Origin of the sequence: Sphingomonas sp. Leaf10, assembly GCF_001421245.1 — a bacterium.
Taxonomy (GTDB): Bacteria; Pseudomonadota; Alphaproteobacteria; order Sphingomonadales; family Sphingomonadaceae; genus Sphingomonas.
Genome location: NZ_LMKE01000033.1, coordinates 157,035 through 177,818 on the forward strand (window position 1 = coordinate 157,035; position 20,784 = coordinate 177,818).

Annotated in this window: 23 protein-coding genes; 13 read left to right on the forward strand and 10 right to left on the reverse strand. The window is 67.3% G+C overall.

Translation table 11 applies throughout. From position 1 onward, the window contains the following. Nucleotides 1–95: 95 nt before the first annotated feature. Nucleotides 96–1,226, reverse strand: coding sequence for a succinyl-diaminopimelate desuccinylase (gene dapE / locus ASE59_RS17395; RefSeq protein ID WP_200913335.1), 1,131 nt, complete (start codon nucleotides 1,224–1,226; stop codon nucleotides 96–98). Between the two features lie 91 nt (nucleotides 1,227–1,317). On the opposite strand from dapE, the gene ASE59_RS17400 reads away from it, so the two are divergent. Further along, entirely contained in the window at nucleotides 1,318–2,343 is a 1,026-nt protein-coding gene (locus ASE59_RS17400) for an esterase-like activity of phytase family protein (RefSeq protein WP_082458553.1), read from the forward strand. Nucleotides 2,344–2,773: 430 nt separating this feature from the next. Here ASE59_RS17400 and rpmB read toward each other — a convergent pair whose 3' ends face one another. After that, entirely contained in the window at nucleotides 2,774–3,076 is a 303-nt protein-coding gene (gene rpmB, locus ASE59_RS17405) for a 50S ribosomal protein L28 (RefSeq protein ID WP_056459328.1), read from the reverse strand. A gap of 167 nt (nucleotides 3,077–3,243) precedes the next feature. Between rpmB and ASE59_RS17410 the strand changes: the two genes are divergently transcribed. Both ASE59_RS17410 and ASE59_RS17415 read left to right on the forward strand, forming a co-directional pair. Continuing rightward, nucleotides 3,244–3,477, forward strand: a complete 234-nt coding sequence (locus tag ASE59_RS17410) for a hypothetical protein (RefSeq protein ID WP_056459329.1) — start codon at nucleotides 3,244–3,246, stop codon at nucleotides 3,475–3,477. Between the two features lie 61 nt (nucleotides 3,478–3,538). Continuing rightward, complete coding sequence (locus ASE59_RS17415; protein ID WP_056459331.1) at nucleotides 3,539–3,970, forward strand: nucleoside deaminase; 432 nt, start codon at nucleotides 3,539–3,541, stop codon at nucleotides 3,968–3,970. Nucleotides 3,971–3,972: 2 nt separating this feature from the next. Here the strand turns inward: ASE59_RS17415 and ASE59_RS17420 are convergent, their stop codons facing one another. Next, nucleotides 3,973–4,650, reverse strand: a complete 678-nt coding sequence (locus tag ASE59_RS17420) for an OmpA family protein (protein WP_056459339.1) — start codon at nucleotides 4,648–4,650, stop codon at nucleotides 3,973–3,975. 172 nt (nucleotides 4,651–4,822) lie between these two features. On the opposite strand from ASE59_RS17420, the gene ASE59_RS17425 reads away from it, so the two are divergent. After that, nucleotides 4,823–6,127 carry a hemolysin family protein gene (locus tag ASE59_RS17425; RefSeq protein WP_056459528.1) on the forward strand — a complete coding sequence of 435 codons (1,305 nt, stop codon included), beginning with the start codon at nucleotides 4,823–4,825 and terminating at the stop codon, nucleotides 6,125–6,127. Nucleotides 6,128–6,196: 69 nt separating this feature from the next. Then, nucleotides 6,197–6,547 carry a hypothetical protein gene (locus ASE59_RS17430; RefSeq protein ID WP_056459340.1) on the forward strand — a complete coding sequence of 117 codons (351 nt, stop codon included), beginning with the start codon at nucleotides 6,197–6,199 and terminating at the stop codon, nucleotides 6,545–6,547. A gap of 122 nt (nucleotides 6,548–6,669) precedes the next feature. Here ASE59_RS17430 and ASE59_RS17435 read toward each other — a convergent pair whose 3' ends face one another. Beyond that, complete coding sequence (locus tag ASE59_RS17435; protein WP_056459343.1) at nucleotides 6,670–7,377, reverse strand: hypothetical protein; 708 nt, start codon at nucleotides 7,375–7,377, stop codon at nucleotides 6,670–6,672. Nucleotides 7,378–7,380: 3 nt separating this feature from the next. Beyond that, on the reverse strand, nucleotides 7,381–8,649 hold the full coding sequence (gene purD / locus ASE59_RS17440; RefSeq protein ID WP_056459346.1) for a phosphoribosylamine--glycine ligase: 1,269 nt from the start codon (nucleotides 8,647–8,649) through the stop codon (nucleotides 7,381–7,383). Here purD and xseA point away from each other — a divergent pair. The 6 genes from xseA (at nucleotide 8,648) to ASE59_RS19995 (ending at nucleotide 13,208) form a co-directional block, all read left to right on the forward strand. Further along, nucleotides 8,648–10,021: an exodeoxyribonuclease VII large subunit gene (gene xseA / locus ASE59_RS17445; RefSeq protein ID WP_056459349.1), complete on the forward strand. Its 1,374-nt coding sequence runs from the start codon at nucleotides 8,648–8,650 to the stop codon at nucleotides 10,019–10,021. The two genes, purD and xseA, sit on opposite strands and share 2 nt — an antisense overlap. Nucleotides 10,022–10,033: 12 nt before the next feature. Continuing rightward, complete coding sequence (locus ASE59_RS17450; RefSeq protein ID WP_056459352.1) at nucleotides 10,034–10,231, forward strand: DUF2093 domain-containing protein; 198 nt, start codon at nucleotides 10,034–10,036, stop codon at nucleotides 10,229–10,231. A gap of 5 nt (nucleotides 10,232–10,236) precedes the next feature. Further along, a complete protein-coding gene (locus tag ASE59_RS17455; RefSeq protein WP_056459531.1) occupies nucleotides 10,237–11,022 on the forward strand; it encodes a M23 family metallopeptidase in 786 nt (261 codons plus the stop codon). 56 nt (nucleotides 11,023–11,078) lie between these two features. Then, nucleotides 11,079–11,606 carry a superoxide dismutase family protein gene (locus ASE59_RS17460; RefSeq protein WP_156360162.1) on the forward strand — a complete coding sequence of 176 codons (528 nt, stop codon included), beginning with the start codon at nucleotides 11,079–11,081 and terminating at the stop codon, nucleotides 11,604–11,606. 35 nt (nucleotides 11,607–11,641) lie between these two features. Then, nucleotides 11,642–12,718 (forward strand): lactonase family protein, encoded by a 1,077-nt coding sequence (locus ASE59_RS17465; RefSeq protein ID WP_056459536.1) that lies wholly within the window; start codon nucleotides 11,642–11,644, stop codon nucleotides 12,716–12,718. Nucleotides 12,719–12,881: 163 nt separating this feature from the next. Further along, the gene (locus ASE59_RS19995) at nucleotides 12,882–13,208 is read left to right on the forward strand and encodes a hypothetical protein (RefSeq protein WP_156360163.1); all 327 of its coding nucleotides are present in this window, start codon (nucleotides 12,882–12,884) and stop codon (nucleotides 13,206–13,208) included. A gap of 7 nt (nucleotides 13,209–13,215) precedes the next feature. On the opposite strand, the gene ASE59_RS17475 is transcribed toward ASE59_RS19995, so the two are convergent. Beyond that, nucleotides 13,216–13,812, reverse strand: coding sequence for a 5'-methylthioadenosine/S-adenosylhomocysteine nucleosidase (locus ASE59_RS17475; RefSeq protein WP_056459358.1), 597 nt, complete (start codon nucleotides 13,810–13,812; stop codon nucleotides 13,216–13,218). Further along, a complete protein-coding gene (locus ASE59_RS17480; RefSeq protein ID WP_056459360.1) occupies nucleotides 13,727–14,323 on the reverse strand; it encodes a hypothetical protein in 597 nt (198 codons plus the stop codon). Before ASE59_RS17480 ends, ASE59_RS17475 begins: the two co-directional genes overlap by 86 nt. A 521-nt stretch (nucleotides 14,324–14,844) precedes the next feature. Here ASE59_RS17480 and acnA point away from each other — a divergent pair. Together acnA and ASE59_RS17490 are read left to right on the forward strand one after the other, a co-directional pair. After that, nucleotides 14,845–17,520 carry an aconitate hydratase AcnA gene (gene acnA, locus ASE59_RS17485; protein WP_056459539.1) on the forward strand — a complete coding sequence of 892 codons (2,676 nt, stop codon included), beginning with the start codon at nucleotides 14,845–14,847 and terminating at the stop codon, nucleotides 17,518–17,520. A 75-nt stretch (nucleotides 17,521–17,595) separates the two neighbouring features. Continuing rightward, entirely contained in the window at nucleotides 17,596–18,600 is a 1,005-nt protein-coding gene (locus ASE59_RS17490) for a glycosyltransferase (protein ID WP_056459363.1), read from the forward strand. 198 nt (nucleotides 18,601–18,798) lie between these two features. Here ASE59_RS17490 and ASE59_RS17495 read toward each other — a convergent pair whose 3' ends face one another. The 3 genes from ASE59_RS17495 to ASE59_RS17505 form a co-directional block, all read right to left on the reverse strand. Then, nucleotides 18,799–19,545 carry an HAD-IIB family hydrolase gene (locus ASE59_RS17495; RefSeq protein ID WP_056459366.1) on the reverse strand — a complete coding sequence of 249 codons (747 nt, stop codon included), beginning with the start codon at nucleotides 19,543–19,545 and terminating at the stop codon, nucleotides 18,799–18,801. 63 nt (nucleotides 19,546–19,608) lie between these two features. Beyond that, entirely contained in the window at nucleotides 19,609–19,989 is a 381-nt protein-coding gene (locus ASE59_RS17500) for a hypothetical protein (RefSeq protein ID WP_056459369.1), read from the reverse strand. Continuing rightward, on the reverse strand, nucleotides 19,982–20,680 hold the full coding sequence (locus ASE59_RS17505) for an EI24 domain-containing protein (RefSeq protein ID WP_056459372.1): 699 nt from the start codon (nucleotides 20,678–20,680) through the stop codon (nucleotides 19,982–19,984). The genes ASE59_RS17500 and ASE59_RS17505 overlap by 8 nt, the downstream gene beginning before the upstream one ends. Between the last annotated feature and the right edge of the window lie 104 nt (nucleotides 20,681–20,784).

Consider the following 20,784-nt stretch of genomic DNA (forward strand, 5'->3'; position numbering starts at 1 on the left):
CCCCTACTCAGCACGAACGGTTCTACCTGTTGTCATCTTGTTCTAACGTCGGCGTATAGGAATTTCCGCGTGCGCGGGAATGACGAGGGTCGGCGTCACTCCCCCGCCAGCGCCGCCCCAACGATATCGACGTAAATTTCCTCCAGCAGCCGCAGGTCGTCGACCGCTACCGCCTCATCGACCTTGTGCATCGTCGCGTTGAGCAGCCCGAACTCGACCGTCGGGCACAGTGCTGACAGGAAGCGTGCGTCCGACGTGCCGCCGGTCGTCGACAATTCCGGCGCCAACCCGGTATGCTTGCCGATCGCACCGGCGATCAGCGTCGAGAATGCGCCGGGTGCCGTCAGGAACGCCTCGCCCGACACCCGCCCGACGACCTTCGCGTCCGGCGCATGCGACCGCACGACGTGCGTGATCCGCTCGACCAGTGCATCGCCGCGTTGTTCGTCGTTGAAGCGGATCGACAGCCGCGCCGCCGCATGGCCGGGAATGACGTTGGTTGCCGGATTGCCGACGCTCAGGTCGGTGATCTCGATGTTCGATGGCTGGAACCACGCATTGCCGCCGTCGAGCACGATGCCCTCGATCTCGTGCAGCGCCGCGATCAGCGGGGTGATCGGATTGTCGGCCAGATGCGGATAGGCGACATGCCCCTGCCGCCCGGGCACGTCGATCCAGATATTGACCGACCCCCGCCGCCCGATCTTGATCATGTCGCCCAGCTTGTGCTGCGACGTCGGCTCGCCGACCAGGCACAAATCGGGCCTGATCCCGCGCGCCGCCATCCGGTCGATCAACGCGCGCGTGCCATAGACCGCCGGCCCTTCTTCGTCGCCGGTGATGATCAGGCTGATCGTGCCGGCCGCGACCGGCACCCGCGCCGCCGCCGCGACGAATGCCGCGACCGCGCCCTTCATGTCGACCGCGCCGCGCCCGAACACCAATCCGTCGCGGATCGTGCCGCCGAACGGATCGCCTTGCCATCCGGCGCCGGCGGGCACGACATCGACATGGCCGGCAAAGGCGAAATGCCGCCCGCTGTCCCCACGCACCGCCAGCAGATTCTCGACTGGCCCATCGGGGGCTTCGCCGACCGTGAACCGGTCGACCGCGAAGCCGATCGCGGTCAGTTCCGCTTCCAGCACGTCGAACACGCTGCCGGTCGCCGGGGTCACGCTGTCACAGGCGATCAGGCGGCAGCTCAGGTCGACGACATCGGCAGGCATAATAGTCTCCACGCGCATTTCGTCGCGGCTGTAGCGTGTGCGCGGACAAACGCCACTGGCGCTTGGGACGTGGGACGCTACAGCCGGGGCGATGCGGGTCCTGTTCGTGATATTGGCGGTGCTGCTGCTCGTCCCCGGCTGGAGCGGCAGCGAACGGTTGCCGCTATATGCGAAGGTGCCGACGATCACCGCCGAGCGGGTCGCGCTCGATCCCGAAAACCCGACGCGGCGCGATCTCGGGCCGTTCACCTATCTCGGCGGCGTCGTGCTGCGCGGTAACGACCCGGCCTTTGGTGGCTTCTCGTCGATGAATGTCGAGGGCGACCGGTTCAGCCTGTTGTCCGACGGCGGCTCGCTGGTTCAGTTCACCATGGGTGCCGACTGGCGGCCGCATGACGTCGCGGTGCGCGAAATTGCCGGTCCCGGTACCGGCTGGGAAAAGCGTGACCGCGACACCGAATCGCTCGCCGTCCGCCCCGACGGATCGGTGCTGGTCGGCTATGAACGCCATAACCAGATCTGGCGCTTCACCGCCGACCTGTGGCACCCCTTGTCCCACGCCGCTCCGCGCCTGATGGCCGACTGGTCGGCCAACAGCGGTGCGGAGGCGATGGCGCAGCTGCGCGATGGCAGCGTCGTCGTGCTGAGCGAGAGCCATGGCAGCAAGGGGAAACCCGGCTATAGCGCGATCCGCTTCCTCGGCGACCCGACCGATCCCCGGACGCCGCGCTACGGTTTTCGCTACGCACCGCCCGCCAGTTTCGTGAACACCGACGCGGTGCAACTGCCGGACGGCCGGCTGCTGGTGCTGACCCGCCGCACCCGACTGAAGGATTTCTTCACGACCGGCATCGAACTGCTCGACACGCGCGGCGTCCGTCCCGGCCAGTTCCTGCGCGGCCGCACGCTCGCCCGCCTCGCCCCGCCGACGTTGCACGACAATTTTGAGGCGATGGCCCTGACCCGTGAGAACGGCCGCCTGATCCTGTGGCTGGCGACCGACGACAATCAATCGATGCTGCAACGCTCGCTGCTGCTGAAATTCGCGGTCGGCCCGCTACCCGAGTCGTGGCAGCCGAAGGGCAGGCGGAAGTCGAAGCGCAAGAACGGGCGCTAACCCCCATCGTCATTCCGGCGAAAGCCGGAATCCATGGACGCGACCGGCTTCGATCCCATCGAAACGTTCTGCCTCCATGGATCCCGGCCTACGCCCCGATAATAGGCCATGTTGGCAACCGGCCCGTCATTCCCGCGAGGGCGACACCTCTGCAAAGTCTATTTCCTGTACCCCAGCGAAGGCCGGTGCCCAGTTGGGGACGCCAGTAAGATACGGAACAGCCTTCCCGACAGGACCCCGGCCTCCGCCGGGGTACGCGTAGTTTTCGGCTGCGCGCGGACTTACGCCGAGGTCTCGCGAAGGCGGGGAACCATAGCTGCACCATAGCTGCAATGTCAGGACAGGTGCGAACTGCCGGCGCCACCTGCCCACGACAAAACCCCCGGCGCCGCTGGGACGCCGGGGGCATATCTCGTGTCACCCGAACCGCTTATGCGGCGGCGGTGGCGACCTTCTTGGCAACCTTCGCAACGTCGCGCTTCAGGCGACGGGCGCGCAGCGACAGGTCGTCGTCGCGGGTCTTGAGCAGCCAGTTGTCGAGGCCGCCGACATGCTCGACCGAGCGCAGGCCGTGCGTCGACACGCGCAGGCGAATCGACCGCTCCAGCGCTTCCGACATCAGCGTCACATTCTGCAGGTTGGGCAGGAAGGTGCGCTTGGTCTTGTTGTTGGCGTGGGAAACGTTGTGACCCACCTGCCGGCCCTTGCCGGTCAGCTCGCAGATGCGCGACATGATCGTTGATCCTGATTCTGTGTCGGGACACATGCCCCGGAAAGACGGCGCGGATAGCGTCGAACGGCGCGGACGTCAACCGTCCCGCGACCGTGCAACCCTCACCGCCACCACCGCGTTGTTAGGCCATCGATTCGGATACGGACAAGTCGCAAGGGAGTGGCGGAATGCGCGCAATATTGGTTCTGCTGGGCGTCGCGGCGCTGATCGTCGCCGCCCTGATGGCGTTCGGTTTCATCGGCATCGACCAGACCCGGACCGCCGCCCTGCCGCAGGTGAAGGTGGAAGGCGGGCAGGCGCCCAAATTCGACGTCGAAGTCGGCAAGGTCGATGTCGGCACCGTCAACCGCACCGTCGAGGTGCCTGCGATCAAGGTCGAACGCCCCGCCACCGCGCAATAAGCCGCTGGCCGCCGCCGGCCCTGGCTGGCAAGGGGGGTGCGCGATGTTCGACGCATCCCCCATGCGGGCGGCCCTTGCCGCCGCTCTTGCCGCTGCGCAGGCCGGCGAAGTCCCGGTCGGCGCCGTTGTGCTGCAACGGGGCAGGGTGATCGCGACCGCCGCCAACGCACCGCGGACGTTGCACGACCCGACCGCCCATGCCGAAATCCTCGCCATTCGCGCCGCCGCACAGGCGCTAGGCCGCGATCGCCTGGAAGATTGCGATCTCTGGGTAACGCTCGAACCCTGCGCGATGTGCGCCGGGGCCATCGCCCATGCGCGCATCGCCCGACTCTATTATGGTGCCGATGATCCGAAGGGCGGGGCAGTCGCGCACGGTCCGCGCTTCTTCGGCCAGTCGACCTGCCATCACCGCCCCGACATTTATTCGGGGATCGGTGAGGTCGAGGCCGCGGCGCTGCTCCGCGATTTCTTCGGGCAGCGCCGCGAATAAGTTCAGCGCAAATCGTTCTGCGCGATCGGCACGATCTTGATCTCGACGCGGCGATTTTCGGTGCGCCCTTCCTCGGTATCGTTCGACGCGATCGGCTGCGTCTCGCCGAAGCCGCGCGTGCCGATACGGGCCGACTGCACGCCCTGACTGCTCAGATAATTGGCGACCGCGCTGGCGCGGCGTTCCGACAGCGTCTGGTTGTACGCGTCCGACCCGGTCGAATCGGTATGGCCGTACACGTCGATATAGGTCTGGTTATATTCCTTCAGCACGTCGGCGACCTGATCCAGCGTCGGCCGGAACTGCGGCTGCACATTGGCGCTGTCGGTCGCGAAAGTGATGCCCGAGGGCATGTTGAGCACCAGATCGTCGCCACGCCGCGTCACTTCGACATCGGTGCCGGCGGTGCGGGCGCGCAGGTCACGCTCCTGCTTGTCCATATACGCGCCGATCCCGGCCCCGGCCAAACCGCCGATGCCCGCACCCAGAATCTTTTCGGTCCGGTCACGCCGGCCACCGACCAGATCACCCAGCAGATAGCCGCCGACCGCGCCGCCGATGCCGCCGATCGCCGCGCGCGAGATGCTGCGCTGGCCGGTCTCGGGGTCGGTGACGCAGGCCGAGGTCAGCATCGCTGCCGACAGCGCACCCGCCACCCAGATTTTCGAACGAGCCGCCATTAAATCCTCCATGGTATTCGATATCGTCGTCGCCCGGAAAAACCGGGCAGGCGGTCCGTTGTTCCGCAGCCGTTTTGAACGGATGCTGACCGGAGCGTTCGCCAAATCGTGTCGGAAGGGCGACTCGCAGGTTGTACCGCGCGCGGCATTGCGGCATGGGTGGGTCAGTTCGATGGAACCTCTTTCTCCCTTCCCCTGGTTCGACGTCGTCATCATCCTCGCGCTGGTGGCGTTGAACGGCGTGTTCGCCATGTCCGAACTCGCCATCGTGTCTGCGCGCAGGGCCCGATTGGAAGGCTTGGCGAAAGCGGGGGGCAGGGGCGCGCAAACCGCGATGCGGCTGGCCGACGATCCCGGCAAGTTCCTGTCGACCGTCCAGATCGGCATCACCCTGATCGGCATCCTGTCGGGCGCGTACTCCGGGGCCAGCCTCGGCGGCCCGGTCGGCGAACGGATGGTCCTGCTGGGGTTGCCCGAATCGTTGGCGGCCAATGTCGGGTTCGGCGTTGTCATCGCCGTGACCACCTTTGCCAGCCTCGTGATCGGCGAACTGGTGCCCAAGCAGTTCGCGCTGCGCAGTCCCGAGCCGATCGCGGTGCTGGTCGCGGTGCCGATGCTGTGGCTGTCGCGGATCACTGCACCGTTCGTGTGGGCACTCGACACGACCTCCGCGCTGATCTTCAAGCTGCTGCGCATGAACCGTGAATCCGAAAACCGGGTGACGGCGGAGGAACTGCACCTGCTGGTCGCCGAAGCCAGCAAGTCGGGCGTGATCGAGGAGCATGAACGCTCGATCATCTCGGGCGTCGTCCGCCTTGCCGACCGGCCGGTGCGCGAGGTCATGACCCCGCGCACCGACGTCGAATGGCTCGATGTGTCGCTCGACGAAGCCGGCATCCGCGCGGCGATGGCGGCGACGCCGCATACCCGCTTGCCGATCGCCGAAGGATCGGTCGATGCGGTGATCGGCGTCGTGCAGGCGCGCGATATCGTCGCCGCACTGTGCCGGGGCGAACCGCTCGACCTGCGCACGCTGCTCCATGAAGCGCCGGTGCTCCCCGACCAGGTCGATGCGATGGACGCGTTGCAGGCGATCCGCCGTGCCGCCGTGCCGATGGGCCTGGTCCATGACGAATATGGCCATTTCGAAGGGATCGTCACTCCCGCCGATCTGCTGCGCGCCATCGCCGGTGACTTTGCATCGGATGCGGAGGAGGGCGATCATCCGCATATCGTCCGCCGCGACGACGGATCGCTGCTGGTCTCCGGCCAGACCCCGGCCGACCAGCTGGCCGAACGCATCGGCATCGACCTGCCCGAGGACCGCGACTACGCCACTGTCGCCGGCCTAGCACTCGCCATCCTCAAGCACCTGCCGACCGAAGGCGAGCATTTCACCGAGCAGGGCTGGCGCTTCGAGATCGTCGACATGGACGAGCGGAAGATCGACAAGCTGTTGGTGCAACAGGTCGAATAGACCGTTCCGCGCTGCTGCAACGCAGCGTCGATGTTGCGCTGCAATATGTAGGGATGATAGTTTCGTCCCATGCAGATTTCGTCGGAATATGCGTCGCTGGTACAGTGGATCCGCAACAACACCGATGCGTCGGACCCGGTGTTGCATATCCATGCCGGCATGGCGGTGCTGATCCTCGCCCGGCTGGTCACGCGCTATCCGCTGTCGCATCCGGTGCCGTTCATCGTCGTCGTCATCGTGGCGGCGGGGAACGAGGTGCTGAACCGACTGAACTTCGGATCATGGCGGTGGAGCGATACGACGGAAGACTTCACCTATTCGGTGTTCTGGCCGGCGGTGTTGTTCGTCGTGCTGGCTGTGCAGCAGCGCGTGCAGCGTCGTCCGGCGCTTCGGGGAATGCCGGCAAACCGGACGCGCTGACGAGACGTCACCCTCACCCTTCCGCGGCGCTGCCGCTCCCTCCCTCTCCCATCGGGAGAGGGAAGGGGTCCGCCCGGCGCAGCCGGGTAGGAAGGGTGAGGGTGAAGCCCTAAGCGCCCCCCTTACAACTTCCCGAAAACCGCCTCGAACCCGGCAACATCCCCCGCCGCCAGGTAGCGCGCCTGTTCGACCCAACGGTCCTTCGCCATGCGCGGCGCAAATACCCCGAGCCGTGCCGCCACCGCTTCCGCCTCGTCCGGCGGCAACAGTGCCAGTGTCGCGACGTCGGGAATGCCCTGTTCGACCAGCATCGCCGCTACCTTCGGCCCCAGTCCCTTCAACCGCGTCAGGTCGGTACCGGCCGGCGTGGCAGGTACCACCGGTGCCGCCGATTCGACGAAAGGCGCACGCGCCGGCTCGGACGAGACGATCGGCGGTTCCGGTGCCGCAATCGGCGGTTCGGGCGCGGCCATCGGCGGCAGCGGCGCGTCGATCGGTTGTTCCAGCGGCGTCGTGACCGGCTCCAGCGAGACGGGCAGGACCGGTTCCTGCACCACCGGTGCCGGCTGCTCGACCCGCCCCGGCGCGGGCGTGGCGACCGGTTCGCCCGGCGCATCGGGATCGGCCACCGGCACATCGCCGGTCCGCCTCAGATGGCCCGCTTCCTCCAGTTCGCGCGTCGCCGCCCGCCGCTCGCGCGACAGCTTCATGCCATAAAGGATGCCGATGATCGCCAGCACTGCCAATATCGCGATGATGACGAAATGCACCGTGGTCAGCGTTCCCAGAAAGCCCGCCGATTGCAACGGGGTCGTACCGCTATCCTGCATGGTCTATTCCTGCTCGTTCTCGCGTGCCACTTCGCGCCAGCCGATGTCGCGGCGGCAGAAACCCGGAAAGTCGAGCGCATCGACACCGCGATACGCCGCCGCCTGCGCGGTGGTGACGGTCGCCCCGCGCGCGGTGACGGCCAGCACCCGGCCTCCGGCGGTGACAACGCCTGCATCGCCCATACGGGTTCCCGCATGAAATACGGTCGTGCCCGTGGCTTCCGCCGCATCGATCCCGCCGATCGGCTTGCCCGTCTCGGGCGTCCCCGGATAGCCCGATGCCGCCATCACCACCGTCAGCGCGCTATCGTTCGAGAATACCGGCGTTTCCGCCTCGGCCAGCCGCCCCTCGGCCACCGCCAGCAACAGCGGCAGCAGGTCGCTGTCGAGCCGCGCCATCAGCACCTGACATTCGGGATCGCCGAACCGCGCATTATATTCGATCAGCTTCGGACCGCGTGTCGTCAGCATCAGCCCGGCATAGAGCACTCCCGAATAGGGCGTGCCGCGCGCCGCCATCGCCTCCACCGTCGGTCGCACGATCGTATCGATCGCCAGTTTCTCCAAGGCCGCCGTCAGCACCGGTGCGGGCGAATAGGCGCCCATGCCGCCGGTGTTCGGACCAGTATCACCGTCACCGACGCGCTTGTGATCCTGTGCCGATCCGAACGGCATCAGCGACACGCCATCGGTCAGCACGAATAGGCTGGCTTCCTCGCCGGCCAGGAACTCCTCGATCACCGCCTCGCCACCGGGCTTCTCGAAGATCGCGGCCAGCGCGTCCTCCGCTTCGGTCCGGTCCATGGCGATCGTCACGCCCTTGCCCGCTGCCAGCCCATCGGCCTTGATGACCACCGGCAGCGAGAAGGGCGAGAGCGCCGAAATCGCCGTGTCGAGATCGGTGACACGGACATAGCCGGCGGTCGGGATATCGGCCTCGCGGCATAGATCCTTGGTGTATCCCTTCGACCCTTCGAGCTGCGCGGCGGCGGCCGACGGGCCGAAGGTCGCGATACCCGCCGTGCGCAGGTCGTCGGCAAGGCCCGCCACCAGCGGCGCTTCCGGCCCGACCACCACCAGCTTCACCGCCCGTTCGACGCAGAACCGCACCACCGCGACGTGATCGGCGACGTCGATCGGCACCAGCGTCGACACTTGCGCGATGCCGGGGTTGCCCGGTGCGGCATAAAGCGTACCTAGGAGCGGCGAACGCGCCAGCTTCCACGCCAGCGCATGTTCGCGCCCACCCGATCCGATCAACAGGACATTCATGGACGATCGCTTCCCCGGTTTTCAGTCGAGCCGGCTCGTAGCCGAGCAACAGCCCGGCGACAACGCCGCGCCCGAAAGCGTGTCCGAACTGGCCGGTCGCCTCAAGCGGATGGTCGAGGGCGAATTCGGCCGCGTCCGCCTGCGCGGCGAGATTTCGGGCTACAAGCGTGCATCGTCAGGACATGTCTATCTGTGTCTGAAGGATGATTCGGCGCTGATCGACGGGGTGATGTGGCGCGGTTCAGCGGGCAGCCTGCCGTTCACGCCGCAGGACGGGGTCGAGGTGATCGCCAGCGGCAAGCTGACCACCTATCCCGGCCGTTCGCGCTATCAGATCGTGATCGACCGGATGGAACTGGCCGGCGAGGGCGCGCTGATGGCGCTGTTGGAGAAGCTGAAGGCCAAGCTGGCGGGCGAGGGACTGTTCGACCCGGCAAAGAAACGCCGCCTGCCGTTCCTGCCGAAAACGATCGGCATCGTTACCTCGCCGACCGGCGCGGTGATCCGCGACATCCTCCACCGGCTGGAGGATCGCTGCCCGACCCATGTCATCGTCTGGCCGGTGAAGGTCCAGGGCGAAGGATCGGCGGCGGAGATCGCGCGGGCGGTACAGGGCTTCGGTGCGTTGCCCGAGGACGGACCGGTCCGCCGCCCCGACCTGCTGATCGTCGCGCGTGGCGGCGGGTCGATCGAGGATCTGTGGTCGTTCAACGAAGAAATCGTTGTCCGCGCCGTCGCCGCTTCGCCGATCCCGGTCATCTCCGCCGTGGGGCATGAAACCGACACGACGCTCTGCGATCACGCCGCCGACCTGCGCGCGCCGACCCCGACCGCCGCGGCCGAGATCGCGGTGCCGGTCCGCGCCGAACTGGCGCATAATATCGCCACCCTGTCGCTGCGCACCCAGCGGATCGTCCGCCGCTATCACCAGCGCGGCAGCGAGCAGCTGGCGGCGCTCGTCCGCGTCATGCCGCGCCGCGACGCGTTGCTGGGTCCGCAGCGCCAGCGGCTCGACGATGCCGCCGCCCGCCTGTCGCTGGCACTCGAACGCCGCGTCGCGACCGCGCGCCGCAATCTCGACCGCCACGGCCACGCGCTCCGCCCCGCCATGCTCACCCAGCGGCTGGCGCAGGCGCGCGCGCAGTTCGAGGGGACGGCGCGGATGCTGGCGCAGGTCGATCCCGACAATCTGCTGCAGAAAGGCTATGTCCGCGTCACCGCCCGCACCAGCGGCAAGACGGTGACGTCGGCCGCCGAGGCCCGCGCGGCGGGCGCGCTGCAACTCCATTTCGGCGACGGCGTGCTGGAGGCGAAGGTTGAGCGCACCTCCGGCCGCGCCTATGTCTCCCGTGAGCAACCCACTTTGCTGTAGAACCGGAACCTTATGCTGAAACCCGAAGCCCGCCCCGCCAAGCTGCAATATCTGACCAACAATTTCCGGGTGCTGGTCGATGGCGACTTCGTGACCTGCGCGGTCACCGGCGCGCGCATCCCGCTCGACGAACTGCGCTATTGGAGCGCGGCGCGGCAGGAGCCGTATCTCGACGCCGAGGCCTCGACGAAGGCGATGGCCCCGCAGTGATCGCGATCGCCGCCGCGCTGCTGCTGGCGGTCCAGCCCGCCATCGCGCTGAACGGCACGCCGGGGCAGGGCGCGGCGATGACCGGACAGGTGCCGCCCGGCACGACGCTGACGCTAAACGGACAGCCGGTGACCGTCGTCCCCGACGGCGCGTTCCTGATCGCCTTCGATCGCGACGCCGGCCCCGCCGCCACGCTGATCGCGACCCTGGCCGACGGTAGCTCGCTGGTCCGCACCCTCGCCATCGCGCCCCGCGCATGGCGGATCGAGCGGCTGCCGACCCTGCCGCGCGTGTCGCAACCCTCCGCCGAATTCCAGCGCCGCCGCGCCCCCGAACTGGCGCAGATCACCGCCGCCCGCGACACGGCGAGCGACGCTCAGGGCTGGCGGCAACGCTTCGTCTGGCCGGTCACCGGCCGCATCTCCGGCCTGTTCGGGTCGCAGCGCATCTATGCCGGCGAACCCGGCGCGTACCATTCGGGCGTCGACGTCGCCCGCCCGACCGGCACCCCTGTCGCCGCCCCCGCCGATGGCGTCGTCATCCTCGCCGCCCCAGCTCCTTTCACCCTCGAGGGCAATCTGCTGATGATCGATCACGGCATGGGGTTGAACAGCGCCTTCCTGCACCTCTCACGCATCGACGTGAAGGTCGGCGACCATGTCGCGCAGGGCCAGCAAGTCGGCGCGATCGGTGCGACCGGCCGCGCCACCGGCCCACACCTCCATTGGGGCATGAAGTGGCACGACGCGCGCATCGATCCGCTGCTCCTCGCCGGACCGATGACGCAATAGAGGAACCGCAGGCCGCCCCCGATCATTCCGCCCCCATATCAAAGGGGACTGCGACCATGCTGCGTGCCACCATCCTGACCGCCATTGCCGCCACCGCGCTGGCCGGCTGCACCACCACGACCAGCGGATCGGGCACCGCCGCCGGCCGCAGCGCCACCGCGCCGCTGCGCACTGCGACCGGCGCCGATGTCGGCACCGTCACCGCCACCGAAACCGCGGGCGGCATCCAGGTCCGCATCGACGCGCGCGGCATGCCCGCCGGTGTCCATGGCGCGCACGTCCACACCATCGGTCGCTGCGACGCGCCCGACTTCACCACCGCCGGCGGCCATTGGAATCCCACGTCGAAGCAGCACGGCACCAGCAACCCCGCCGGCCCCCATGCCGGCGACGCACCTAATCTGACCATTGGCGCCGATGGCACCGGATCGCTGACGGTCGAACTGCCCTCGGGCACGATGGACGGCCTGCTCGATGCCGATGGCGCGGCGTTCGTCATCCACGCCAATGCCGACGACTATAAGACCGATCCGTCGGGCAATTCGGGCGGGCGCATCGCGTGCGGCGTGTTCGCCGCCGCCTGATTGCGCGGGCGGACGGCCACGGGCATAGCGTCGGGATGACCACCCGACGCACGCTCCTGGCCGGCATGGCCGCCACCGCCACGCTCGCCGCCGTCCCCGCTCGCGCGCAAGGGGGGCGGCTGGACCTCATCGCCGGCACCTATGCCCGGCTGGGCGGGCAGGGGCTTTACAAGCTGCCTGCGCGCGGTCGCGGCTGGAGCGTCGGTGCCGCCGACCCCGCGCTGAAGGACATTTCGTTCGGCGTCAGCCGCGGGCCGATGCGCTATCTGGTCCGCGAATCGGCCGCCGGGCGGCTGCTTGCCACCGATCATCAGGGCAAGATCCTCGCCGACCTGCCGAGCGGCGGTGACGATCCCTGCCATGTCGCGCTCAACCGCCGCGGCAATCTGCTCGCCGTCGCCAATTATTCGTCAGGCACCGTCGCGATGTATCCGCTCGCCGCCGGCCTGCCGCAGCCGCCGATCGTCCGCCGTCACAAAGGCACCGGCCCGAACAAGGACCGGCAAAGCGCTCCGCACGCGCACTGGGTCGGCTTCACTCCGAACGATCGCTTCTGCCACTCGGTCGATCTCGGCGCCGACACGATCTTCGCCTATCCGCTCGACAGCGGAGAGATCGGCGAGCCGGTCGTCGCATGGCGCGCTCCCGCCGGCGCCGGTCCCCGCCACATGGCCTACCACCCGACCTTGCCGCTCGGCTATGTCGTCACCGAACTCGCCAACACGCTGGTCACGCTCGACGCGCAGGCCGATGGCAGCTTCACCACCCGCGCCACCACCTCGCTGCTCCCGCCCGGTTGGACGGGGCAGTCGCAGGCCGCGCATATCGCGATCGACAGCGCCGGCCGCCGCCTCTACGCCTCGAACCGCGGCCATAACAGCATCGCCGTGTTCGATCTGGCCGAGGACGGCACCGCGACGCTCGCCCAGCATATCGACTGCGGCGGCAACTGGCCCCGCTTCTTCCTGCTGATCGAGGATAGCGGCCAGTTGCTCGTCGCCAACGAACGCAGCGGTGACGTGACGGTGTTCGACGTGACCGTCGACGGCCCGGTCCGCCCGACGCCGGCGCGGCTAGCCGTCCCTGGCGTGGTTTTTCTCGACAAGGCGTAGGGGAAAGCAGGTTCACGCGAAGGCGCGAAGGCGCGGAGGAGTCACGTAGCGGGAGAGCGCTTGCGACCGGGAGACGAAATCGTCCGCTACCAGCGAAGATGAAGCCCGCTGGCGCGGGTGAGGCGCCCCAAAACGCAACCCCTCCGCGTCTCCGCGCCTTCGCGTGAACCCAATCTTCTTCTTCCTTCAACCATTACAACACCTTGCCAGCGCATGGCCGATCAGCCAGCCTGCCATCATGGCCAGGGAACCCCGCGAAGGCTTTTCATCTCCCACCCGCTGGGGCTGTGGCGCCGGATTGGTCGTCGGCATACCGATCTTCTTACTCTTTTTCGTTGCCGACACGCTGGGTACCTGCCGGCCGGTCGACAACTGCCGCACCGGCATTCTCCCATGGGTCCTAGCGCCCAGCACCGTAATCGCGCTGCTGGTCTTCTTCGCCATGCGCTTGCTGGTGGGCTGGCTGCAACGTTGCAACCGCCGCGACTGATCGCCGTTTACCCCAGCCGGTCCACCGCCACCGCCAGCCGCTCGTCCAGCACTCCCAGCATCGCCGTCAACCCGCCCAGCGCCTCCAGCTCACCCGGCCCGTCCGACACGCCGCGCAGCCCCATCACCGGCACCCCGAAGCGCTGGCACGCGCGCAGCACCGCGAACGTCTCCATATCGACCATATCCGCATCGATTCCGTCATAGTCGCTGCCCCCGACGATATCCGCCCCGGTCGACAGCCGCGCGACCGGCCAGTCGAGCGGCATCGTCAGCGCCATCTCGGCGGGGTGGTCCGAAAACGGCGTCACCCCCTTGGGCACGCCGATGCGCGTCGCATCCATGTCGCGCCACGACACGCTGGCGACCTGCCAGATCGACCCCAATGGCAGTCTCCGCGACCCCGCCGACCCGATCGACACTACCAGATCGGGCAGCTCCGCCATCCCCGCCAATCCCTGCGTCGTCCCGATCGCCGCCTCGACCGGTCCGACCCCGGTGATGAGCGGCACGAAGCGTTCAGCCAGACAAGGTCCATATTCGTGGTCCGTCGCCATGACGAACAGCACCCGCCGTCCCCCGATCCGCGTCACCTGCATCGCCATTCCCCTGCTGTTCCGCGCGGTTGGTGACGGCAGGAGTAGGCGCAGGCAAGGCTTGCTGCGCCTTCTCCGCCTCGATCCGACGCTTCATTCCGTCGATCCTGGCGATCAACATCGCATCGGTCTCGGCCTGCGTCGCCATGTTCGCGACGATCGCTTCCTCGCCGTCGCGCCGCGCATCTCCGACCCCGCGCGTGAGCAGCAACCGCAACAGCCCATCCGAGTACCGCCGACGATGCCCGACGATCTTGCCGCCATGCCACACCGGCTCCTCCCACCCCAGCACGGCACGTTCATACGCCGCCTGTTCGATCGTCGGCGCGACCTTGGCCATCGCCCGCCGCCACGCCCGATCGAACGCCATCGACCGGTCGCGCATCCGATAGGCGGAGGTCGTCGAAATCTGCGCCCGCACGCACGCATCCCGAACCGACCCCGTCTCGCTCAACGCCCGCAAGAACGCCCGCTGCCGCTGCGGCGTCCACCCGTCATGCCGCACCCGATATGTCGCCATCGCCCGCCCTCCGTGATGAGCGAGAACGTTACGGGAACATTAATGCTGTAGGAAAGGGGGAAGTCTATGTCGATCATCACCCCCGGCTCCCGCCTCTGATGGCCAGCCCGAGAAGGCGCGCCCCGCCGATCGCGCGGCTCAACTCCCCTCCCTGACAAGGGAGGGGGGGGTAGGCTCGAGAGGGAACGTCACGCCTGCCAACCGGCCGACCCACCCCAACCCCTCCCTTGTAAGGGAGGGGGGCCGGTGCACGCCTAAGTAAGTCGGCGATCAACGATAACCGGTCACGAACCCCGCTCTACCCCGACAAAAACCGATATTATCGCTATTGCAAAGCGAAAGCATTTATGATGGACTAAAAGTCGGGGATCGTCCAACCCAATGGCGGATTCACCCACTTCCCCCGGCTTTATACGGTTGCTAAGGGCCACCGGTACAGCTCGATAACCTCCCGCGGCGGCATGCACGTCGACGGCCCCCGGCCGATCGATCCCGCCCGCGACCAACTGGGAAGGATCCGCATGACCGCTATCGGCCAGGACACGCTCGGCACCCGCGACACGCTCGATGTCGGCGGCAAGACCTATTCTTATTATTCGCTGGCAAAGGCGTCGGCAAAGCTCGGCGACGTGTCGCGGCTGCCCTTCTCGATGAAGGTGCTGCTCGAAAACATGCTGCGCTTCGAGGACGGCACGACCGTCACGCCCGAGGATGCGCAGGCGATCGTCGACTGGCAGAAGGACGCCCGTTCGGATCGCGAAATCCAGTATCGCCCGGCGCGCGTACTGATGCAGGACTTCACCGGCGTTCCCTGCGTCGTCGATCTGGCGGCAATGCGCGATGCGATCACCAAGCTCGGCGGCGACGCGGGCAAGATCAATCCGCAGGTGCCCGTCCACCTCGTCATCGACCACTCGGTGATGGTCGACGAATTCGGTACGCCGACCGCGGCCGAAGAGAATGTCGAGCTGGAATATCAGCGTAACATCGAACGCTATGAATTCCTGAAATGGGGTTCGAAGGCGCTCGACAATTTCTCGGTCGTGCCGCCGGGCACCGGCATCTGCCACCAGGTGAACCTGGAGTACGTCGCGCAGGCGGTATGGTCGTCGGAATCGACCGATGGCAGCGGCACGATCGCCTATCCCGACACGCTCGTCGGTACCGACAGCCACACGACGATGGTCAACGGTCTGGGCGTGCTCGGCTGGGGCGTGGGCGGTATCGAGGCGGAAGCGGCGATGCTGGGTCAGCCGGTGTCGATGCTGATTCCCGAAGTCGTCGGCTTCAAGCTGACCGGCAAGCTGCAGGAAGGCATCACCGCCACCGACCTCGTGCTCACCGTCACGCAGATGCTGCGCGCCAAGGGCGTGGTCGGCCGCTTCGTCGAATTCTATGGTCCGGGCCTGTCGTCGATGACGCTCGCCGATCGCGCGACGATCGCCAACATGGCGCCCGAATATGGCGCGACCTGCGGCTTCTTCCCGATCGACGACAAGACGATCGACTATATGCGCCTGACCGCGCGTCCGGCCGAGGTGATCGCGCTGACCGAAGCCTATGCCAAGGCCAATGGCTTCTGGCGCGACGAGAATGCCGTCGACCCGATCTTCACCGACACGCTCGAACTCGACATGTCGACCGTCGTGCCGTCGCTCGCCGGGCCGAAGCGTCCGCAGGACCGCGTCGAACTGCCGAACGTCGACGACGTATTCAACGGCGACCTGACCAAGGTCTACAAGAAGGACGCGCCGAAGCGCGTCGCGGTCGAGGGTGAGAATCACGACATCGGCGACGGCGACGTCGTCATCGCCGCGATCACCAGCTGCACCAACACGTCGAACCCGTCGGTGCTGGTCGCCGCCGGCCTCGTCGCGCGCAAGGCGAACAAGCTGGGCCTCAAGCCCAAGCCGTGGGTCAAGACCTCGCTGGCGCCCGGTTCGCAGGTCGTCACCGACTATCTCGACAAGGCGGGTCTGACGCAGGATCTCGACGCGGTCGGCTTCAACCTCGTCGGCTATGGCTGCACCACCTGCATCGGCAATTCGGGTCCGCTGGCGGCACCGATTTCGGCGGCGATCAACGGCAACGACATCGTCGCCGCCTCGGTCCTGTCGGGCAACCGCAACTTCGAAGGCCGCGTGTCGGCCGACGTCCGCGCCAACTTCCTCGCCTCGCCGCCGCTCGTCGTTGCCTATGCGCTGAAGGGCACCGTGACCGAGGATATGGTGTCGACCCCGATCGGGCAGGGCTCGGACGGGCAGGACGTGTATCTCAAGGACATCTGGCCGTCGAACGAGGAGGTCGCCGACCTCATGGCCGCCAACATCGACGACGGCATGTTCCGTTCGCGCTATGGCAACGTCTATGCCGGCGACAAGCATTGGGCCGGCATCTCGGTCGAGGGGTCGGATACCTACAACTGGCCGACGTCGAGCACCTACATCGCCAATCCGCCCTATTTCGAAGGGCTTACGATGACGCCGAACCCGACTGCGGACATTATCGAGGCGAAGCCGCTGGCGATCCTCGGCGACTCGATCACCACCGACCACATTTCGCCCGCCGGCAGCATCAAGGCGGACAGCCCGGCCGGAACTTTCCTGCAAGAACATCAGGTTAGCCGCCGGGACTTCAACAGCTACGGCGCCCGCCGCGGCAACCACGATGTGATGATGCGTGGCACCTTCGCCAACATCCGCATCAAGAACGAAATGGTCCCCGGCGTCGAAGGCGGCATGAGCCGCTATGACGGCGAAGTCATGCCGATCTACGACGCCGCCATGCGCCACAAGGCCGACGGCACCCCGCTGGTCGTCATCGCCGGCAAGGAATATGGCACCGGCTCGTCGCGCGACTGGGCGGCGAAGGGTACAAACCTGCTGGGCGTCCGCGCGGTCATCACGGAGAGCTTCGAACGCATCCACCGCTCGAACCTCGTCGGCATGGGCGTGCTGCCGCTCCAGTTCGCCGAAGGCGTGACCCGCCAGACGCTCGGCCTGACCGGCGACGAAAGCTTCACGATCCAGGGCGTGGCCAACCTGCGCCCGCGTCAGGACGTCGAAGTCATCTTGACCCGCGCCGACGGCTCGACCGAGACGTTCCTGACCAAGTGCCGCATCGATACCGTCAACGAACTGGAATATTTCCTGAACGGCGGCATCCTGCAATATGTGCTGCGCAAGCTGGCCGCGTAAGCACCGGTAACCGGCAAAGCGCGGGCCGCGTCTCCGATCCGGGACGCGGCCCGTTTCGTATGGGGGGAGCGGGCCATGGCAGGCATCACGGTCATCACGGTGTTCCACAACCGCGCCCACCGGGTGCGGCCGTCGATCGAATCGCTGCTGGCACAGGATTGCGATGACGTGCGGATCGTCGCCATCGACGACGGATCGCGCGACGATACGCTCGCCGAATTGCATGCCCTGTCCGCGCCGAACCTGACCGTTATATCCCAGCCGAACAAAGGCTTCACCGCGACGATGGCGGCGGCCTGCGCGGCGGCCGACACCGATTTCATCGCCGTCCATGGTGCCGGCGACGAAAGCCTGCCTGGGCGCCTCCGCGCGCAACGCGACTTCCTGCTCGCCCATCCGGACGCCGTCGCGGTCGGCTGCGCGATCGAGAATGTCGAGGAAGGCGGCAAGGGCTATGTCATCCGGCCCGCCCAGCCGATCCGCAAGGGGCCGATGATCGCCGGCTTCGGCATTTCGCATGGCGAAGTCATGTTCCGCCGTTCCGCCTATCTGGCCGCGGGCGGCTATCGCCCGTTCTTCCGCGTGGCACAGGCGACCGACCTGTTCCGGCGGATGAGCCGGATCGGCGATTTCGGCTATGTCGACCAGCTATTGTACCGCCGCTTCCTGTTCCGCGACGGCGTCAATGCCTCGGCGGCCAAGTTCGCCGAACACGAACTCTATTCGGCGATCGGCCACGACGCCTTCGCCGACGCCCTGTCGAGCGGCGCGGCTGCCGACGTCATCGACCGGTACGGCGTCCTCGCGCCCTATTACATGCCGCGTTCGAAGAAGATTGCCGGCGGTCTCGCCCGCGCAGCGGTCGTCCACTGGCTGCAGGGCGACGACCGCCTCGCCCGCCACCTCGCCCGCCGCTCGCTGGCCGAAAAGCTCACGCCGCGCGGCGCGATCGTCGCCACCCAGTTGCTGCTCTCGACCATCGGCCTGCGCGACGCGATGCAGCGGCTGGCGGTGAAGACCAATCGAGGGCGCAATGAATATGCGCTCTCCCGCTTCTATCGCCCGCCCGCCGGGAAATAGCGGATCAGCCGCCCCCAATACCCCGCTTTCCTACAGCGAACGGCTTATCCTATCGATCACGGCGCTCTTTCAACGGTCCGTTCAAAACCCCGGTCGACGGGCCGAAAGCATCTCGCCGCGCGATGCTGCACGAGTGTGAACTTTGTGAACTTTGGGCCGCCAACCCCGCCCCGCGCGCGGCGGGGCAGGGGGTGCCGCTTACTTCTGGCAGGCGACGATCGCCTCGATCACCGCCAACGTTTCCTGTGGGTCGCGGATCTTGACGGTGTCCATGCCCGCGGCCTTTGGGGCATAGTCGTTGCCGCCGGGGAAGATTGCGTCGCCGATGAACAGCATGTCGTCGGTGGCGATGCCGCTGATATCGGCCAGCTTGGCAAGCCCGGTCGCCTTGTCGACGCCTTCCTTGGTGATGTCGATCGACGTTGCGCCGCCCATGTTGATCGACAGCCCCGGCAACCGCTGCTTCAAATCGGCCTGAATGATCTTGCGCTTCTCGAACTTGGGGTCCCAATGTTCCTTGGCGTCGATCGGCGCCTGCTGGCCCAGCGCCGAAAAGGTGATCTGGCTGCCACGATTCTCGATCCGCTCGCCCCATGTCTGTTCGGGGACGAAGCCGGTCGCCTCCAGCGCCGCATCGAACGCCGCCAGGATCTTCGCCTTGGTCTCGTCGTCGAACAGGTCGGCATAGACCGTGTTCCAGCGGCCATCGCCATAAGTGTACAGCTTGGTGCCGCTGGTCGGCATCATCCACAGCCGGCTGAGATCGGCGCGTTCGGGGAGGCGGCTGGCGACCTGTTTTTCGAACTGCGGCCAGTCGCCGCCCGAAATAATCGCGACATGCGCCACGCCCAGCAGATCGGCCAGCGCTTCGCCCATCGCCTCGGTCAGTTGCTGTTTGCTTTCGGCCAGGGTTCCGTCGAGGTCGAAGGCTACGAGTTGCTTCATATTGTCACTCCGGCAGGGGGCGAGCGCCGGCGGGCGCCGGCACGGGAAAGGTTGGCAGGATGGTCAGCGGCCGCCCTCGCGACGGGTCAGCGCGGCGACGCAGCTCGCCCGGTCGATCGGCGCGCCGTTGCGCTGGCGCGAATCGATATGGCGGACCACCGGCACGCCCCCGTCCTGCGGCGGGTAGAGATAGGCGTCGAGCACGCAGATGTTCGATCCGAATTGCAGCTTGCGCCCCGCCCCTTCGGTCAGGTCGAGCTGCGGCTGGCCGAACAGGCCGGTCAGCGCATTGGCGTTCTGCCCCAGCACGCGTTCGAGGCCGACGGTGCCATAGGTCGGTCTGGGCGGGACGGGCAGGGCGTTCTGGCGGACGACCGGCGCAGTCGACCCGGCACAGGCCGACAGGGTCAGCCCTGCGGCGACCGCGATGAAACCGCTACGCATGTCCGTCCCCCCTTGGGCGCCGCCGGTGAAACCGATGCGTCGCCATCGCCGCGCCGATCAGGGGCGCAACGAAATTCACAAACGGCACAAGCAGCAATCCGGTTCCGGCTAGCCCCAGCACGAAGCGCCGCCCGCCCGTGGCGGACCGTTCGGCGCGCATCGCGGATGGCGGCAGGTGCCGGGCGGCGACCATGTCGGACAGGTCGCGCCCCAATAGCCAGCCATTGACGACGAAGAACACCGCCGCCGTCCCGATCCCGGTCGCCAGCAGCACGAGGTAGAGCGGCAGGAAGAACAGATTGACCGCCAGCGCGCGAAGCGCCGACGTCGCGCTCATGCGCAACGACCGGCCGATCGGCACCGGCCGTGCAGTGGCGAGGGCGGAGGGATAATGTTTCGCCTCGACCGCTTCGACCACTTCGTCGGCGAACAGGCCGATGACCGCGATCGCGACGATGCGGAACAACAGCCACGCGATTCCGATCGCGGCGATCGCCGCCGCCACCGCCGCCAGCGTACCGGCATCGTCGCCCAGCAGCAGGAAGTCGGCGGTCAGCCAGTGCGCTGCCCATGCCAGCACCGCCGCCAATGCGGCGAGGAGCACAAGGGTCAGCGTCAGCGACTTGGCCAGCACGCGCAGGAACGCGCGGTCGCCGAGTTGGCCTACGGACAGAAGAAAGCTCTCGATCATCGTCCCGGACGATGCGGGCCGCGCCGCCCGCCGTCAACGCCTTGCCTGCCCCCGCGCCGCTGGCTAACGCCGCTGGCAACGTCCGCGCCTATGCTGGCGGCGGA

What these genes read in the sequence shown, in the direction of transcription:
- dapE (WP_200913335.1), bottom strand. Translation starts at nt 1,226, where the DNA reads ATGCCTGCCGATGTCGTCGACCTGAGCTGCCGCCTGATCGCCTGTGAC.
- ASE59_RS17400 (WP_082458553.1), top strand. Translation starts at nt 1,318, where the DNA reads ATGCGGGTCCTGTTCGTGATATTGGCGGTGCTGCTGCTCGTCCCCGGC.
- rpmB (WP_056459328.1), bottom strand. Translation starts at nt 3,076, where the DNA reads ATGTCGCGCATCTGCGAGCTGACCGGCAAGGGCCGGCAGGTGGGTCAC.
- ASE59_RS17410 (WP_056459329.1), top strand. Translation starts at nt 3,244, where the DNA reads ATGCGCGCAATATTGGTTCTGCTGGGCGTCGCGGCGCTGATCGTCGCC.
- ASE59_RS17415 (WP_056459331.1), top strand. Translation starts at nt 3,539, where the DNA reads ATGCGGGCGGCCCTTGCCGCCGCTCTTGCCGCTGCGCAGGCCGGCGAA.
- ASE59_RS17420 (WP_056459339.1), bottom strand. Translation starts at nt 4,650, where the DNA reads ATGGCGGCTCGTTCGAAAATCTGGGTGGCGGGTGCGCTGTCGGCAGCG.
- ASE59_RS17425 (WP_056459528.1), top strand. Translation starts at nt 4,823, where the DNA reads ATGGAACCTCTTTCTCCCTTCCCCTGGTTCGACGTCGTCATCATCCTC.
- ASE59_RS17430 (WP_056459340.1), top strand. Translation starts at nt 6,197, where the DNA reads ATGCAGATTTCGTCGGAATATGCGTCGCTGGTACAGTGGATCCGCAAC.
- ASE59_RS17435 (WP_056459343.1), bottom strand. Translation starts at nt 7,377, where the DNA reads ATGCAGGATAGCGGTACGACCCCGTTGCAATCGGCGGGCTTTCTGGGA.
- xseA (WP_056459349.1), top strand. Translation starts at nt 8,648, where the DNA reads ATGGACGATCGCTTCCCCGGTTTTCAGTCGAGCCGGCTCGTAGCCGAG.
- purD (WP_056459346.1), bottom strand. Translation starts at nt 8,649, where the DNA reads ATGAATGTCCTGTTGATCGGATCGGGTGGGCGCGAACATGCGCTGGCG.
- ASE59_RS17450 (WP_056459352.1), top strand. Translation starts at nt 10,034, where the DNA reads ATGCTGAAACCCGAAGCCCGCCCCGCCAAGCTGCAATATCTGACCAAC.
- ASE59_RS17460 (WP_156360162.1), top strand. Translation starts at nt 11,079, where the DNA reads ATGCTGCGTGCCACCATCCTGACCGCCATTGCCGCCACCGCGCTGGCC.
- ASE59_RS17465 (WP_056459536.1), top strand. Translation starts at nt 11,642, where the DNA reads ATGACCACCCGACGCACGCTCCTGGCCGGCATGGCCGCCACCGCCACG.
- ASE59_RS17475 (WP_056459358.1), bottom strand. Translation starts at nt 13,812, where the DNA reads ATGGCGATGCAGGTGACGCGGATCGGGGGACGGCGGGTGCTGTTCGTC.
- ASE59_RS17480 (WP_056459360.1), bottom strand. Translation starts at nt 14,323, where the DNA reads ATGGCGACATATCGGGTGCGGCATGACGGGTGGACGCCGCAGCGGCAG.
- acnA (WP_056459539.1), top strand. Translation starts at nt 14,845, where the DNA reads ATGACCGCTATCGGCCAGGACACGCTCGGCACCCGCGACACGCTCGAT.
- ASE59_RS17490 (WP_056459363.1), top strand. Translation starts at nt 17,596, where the DNA reads ATGGCAGGCATCACGGTCATCACGGTGTTCCACAACCGCGCCCACCGG.
- ASE59_RS17495 (WP_056459366.1), bottom strand. Translation starts at nt 19,545, where the DNA reads ATGAAGCAACTCGTAGCCTTCGACCTCGACGGAACCCTGGCCGAAAGC.
- ASE59_RS17500 (WP_056459369.1), bottom strand. Translation starts at nt 19,989, where the DNA reads ATGCGTAGCGGTTTCATCGCGGTCGCCGCAGGGCTGACCCTGTCGGCC.
- ASE59_RS17505 (WP_056459372.1), bottom strand. Translation starts at nt 20,680, where the DNA reads ATGATCGAGAGCTTTCTTCTGTCCGTAGGCCAACTCGGCGACCGCGCG.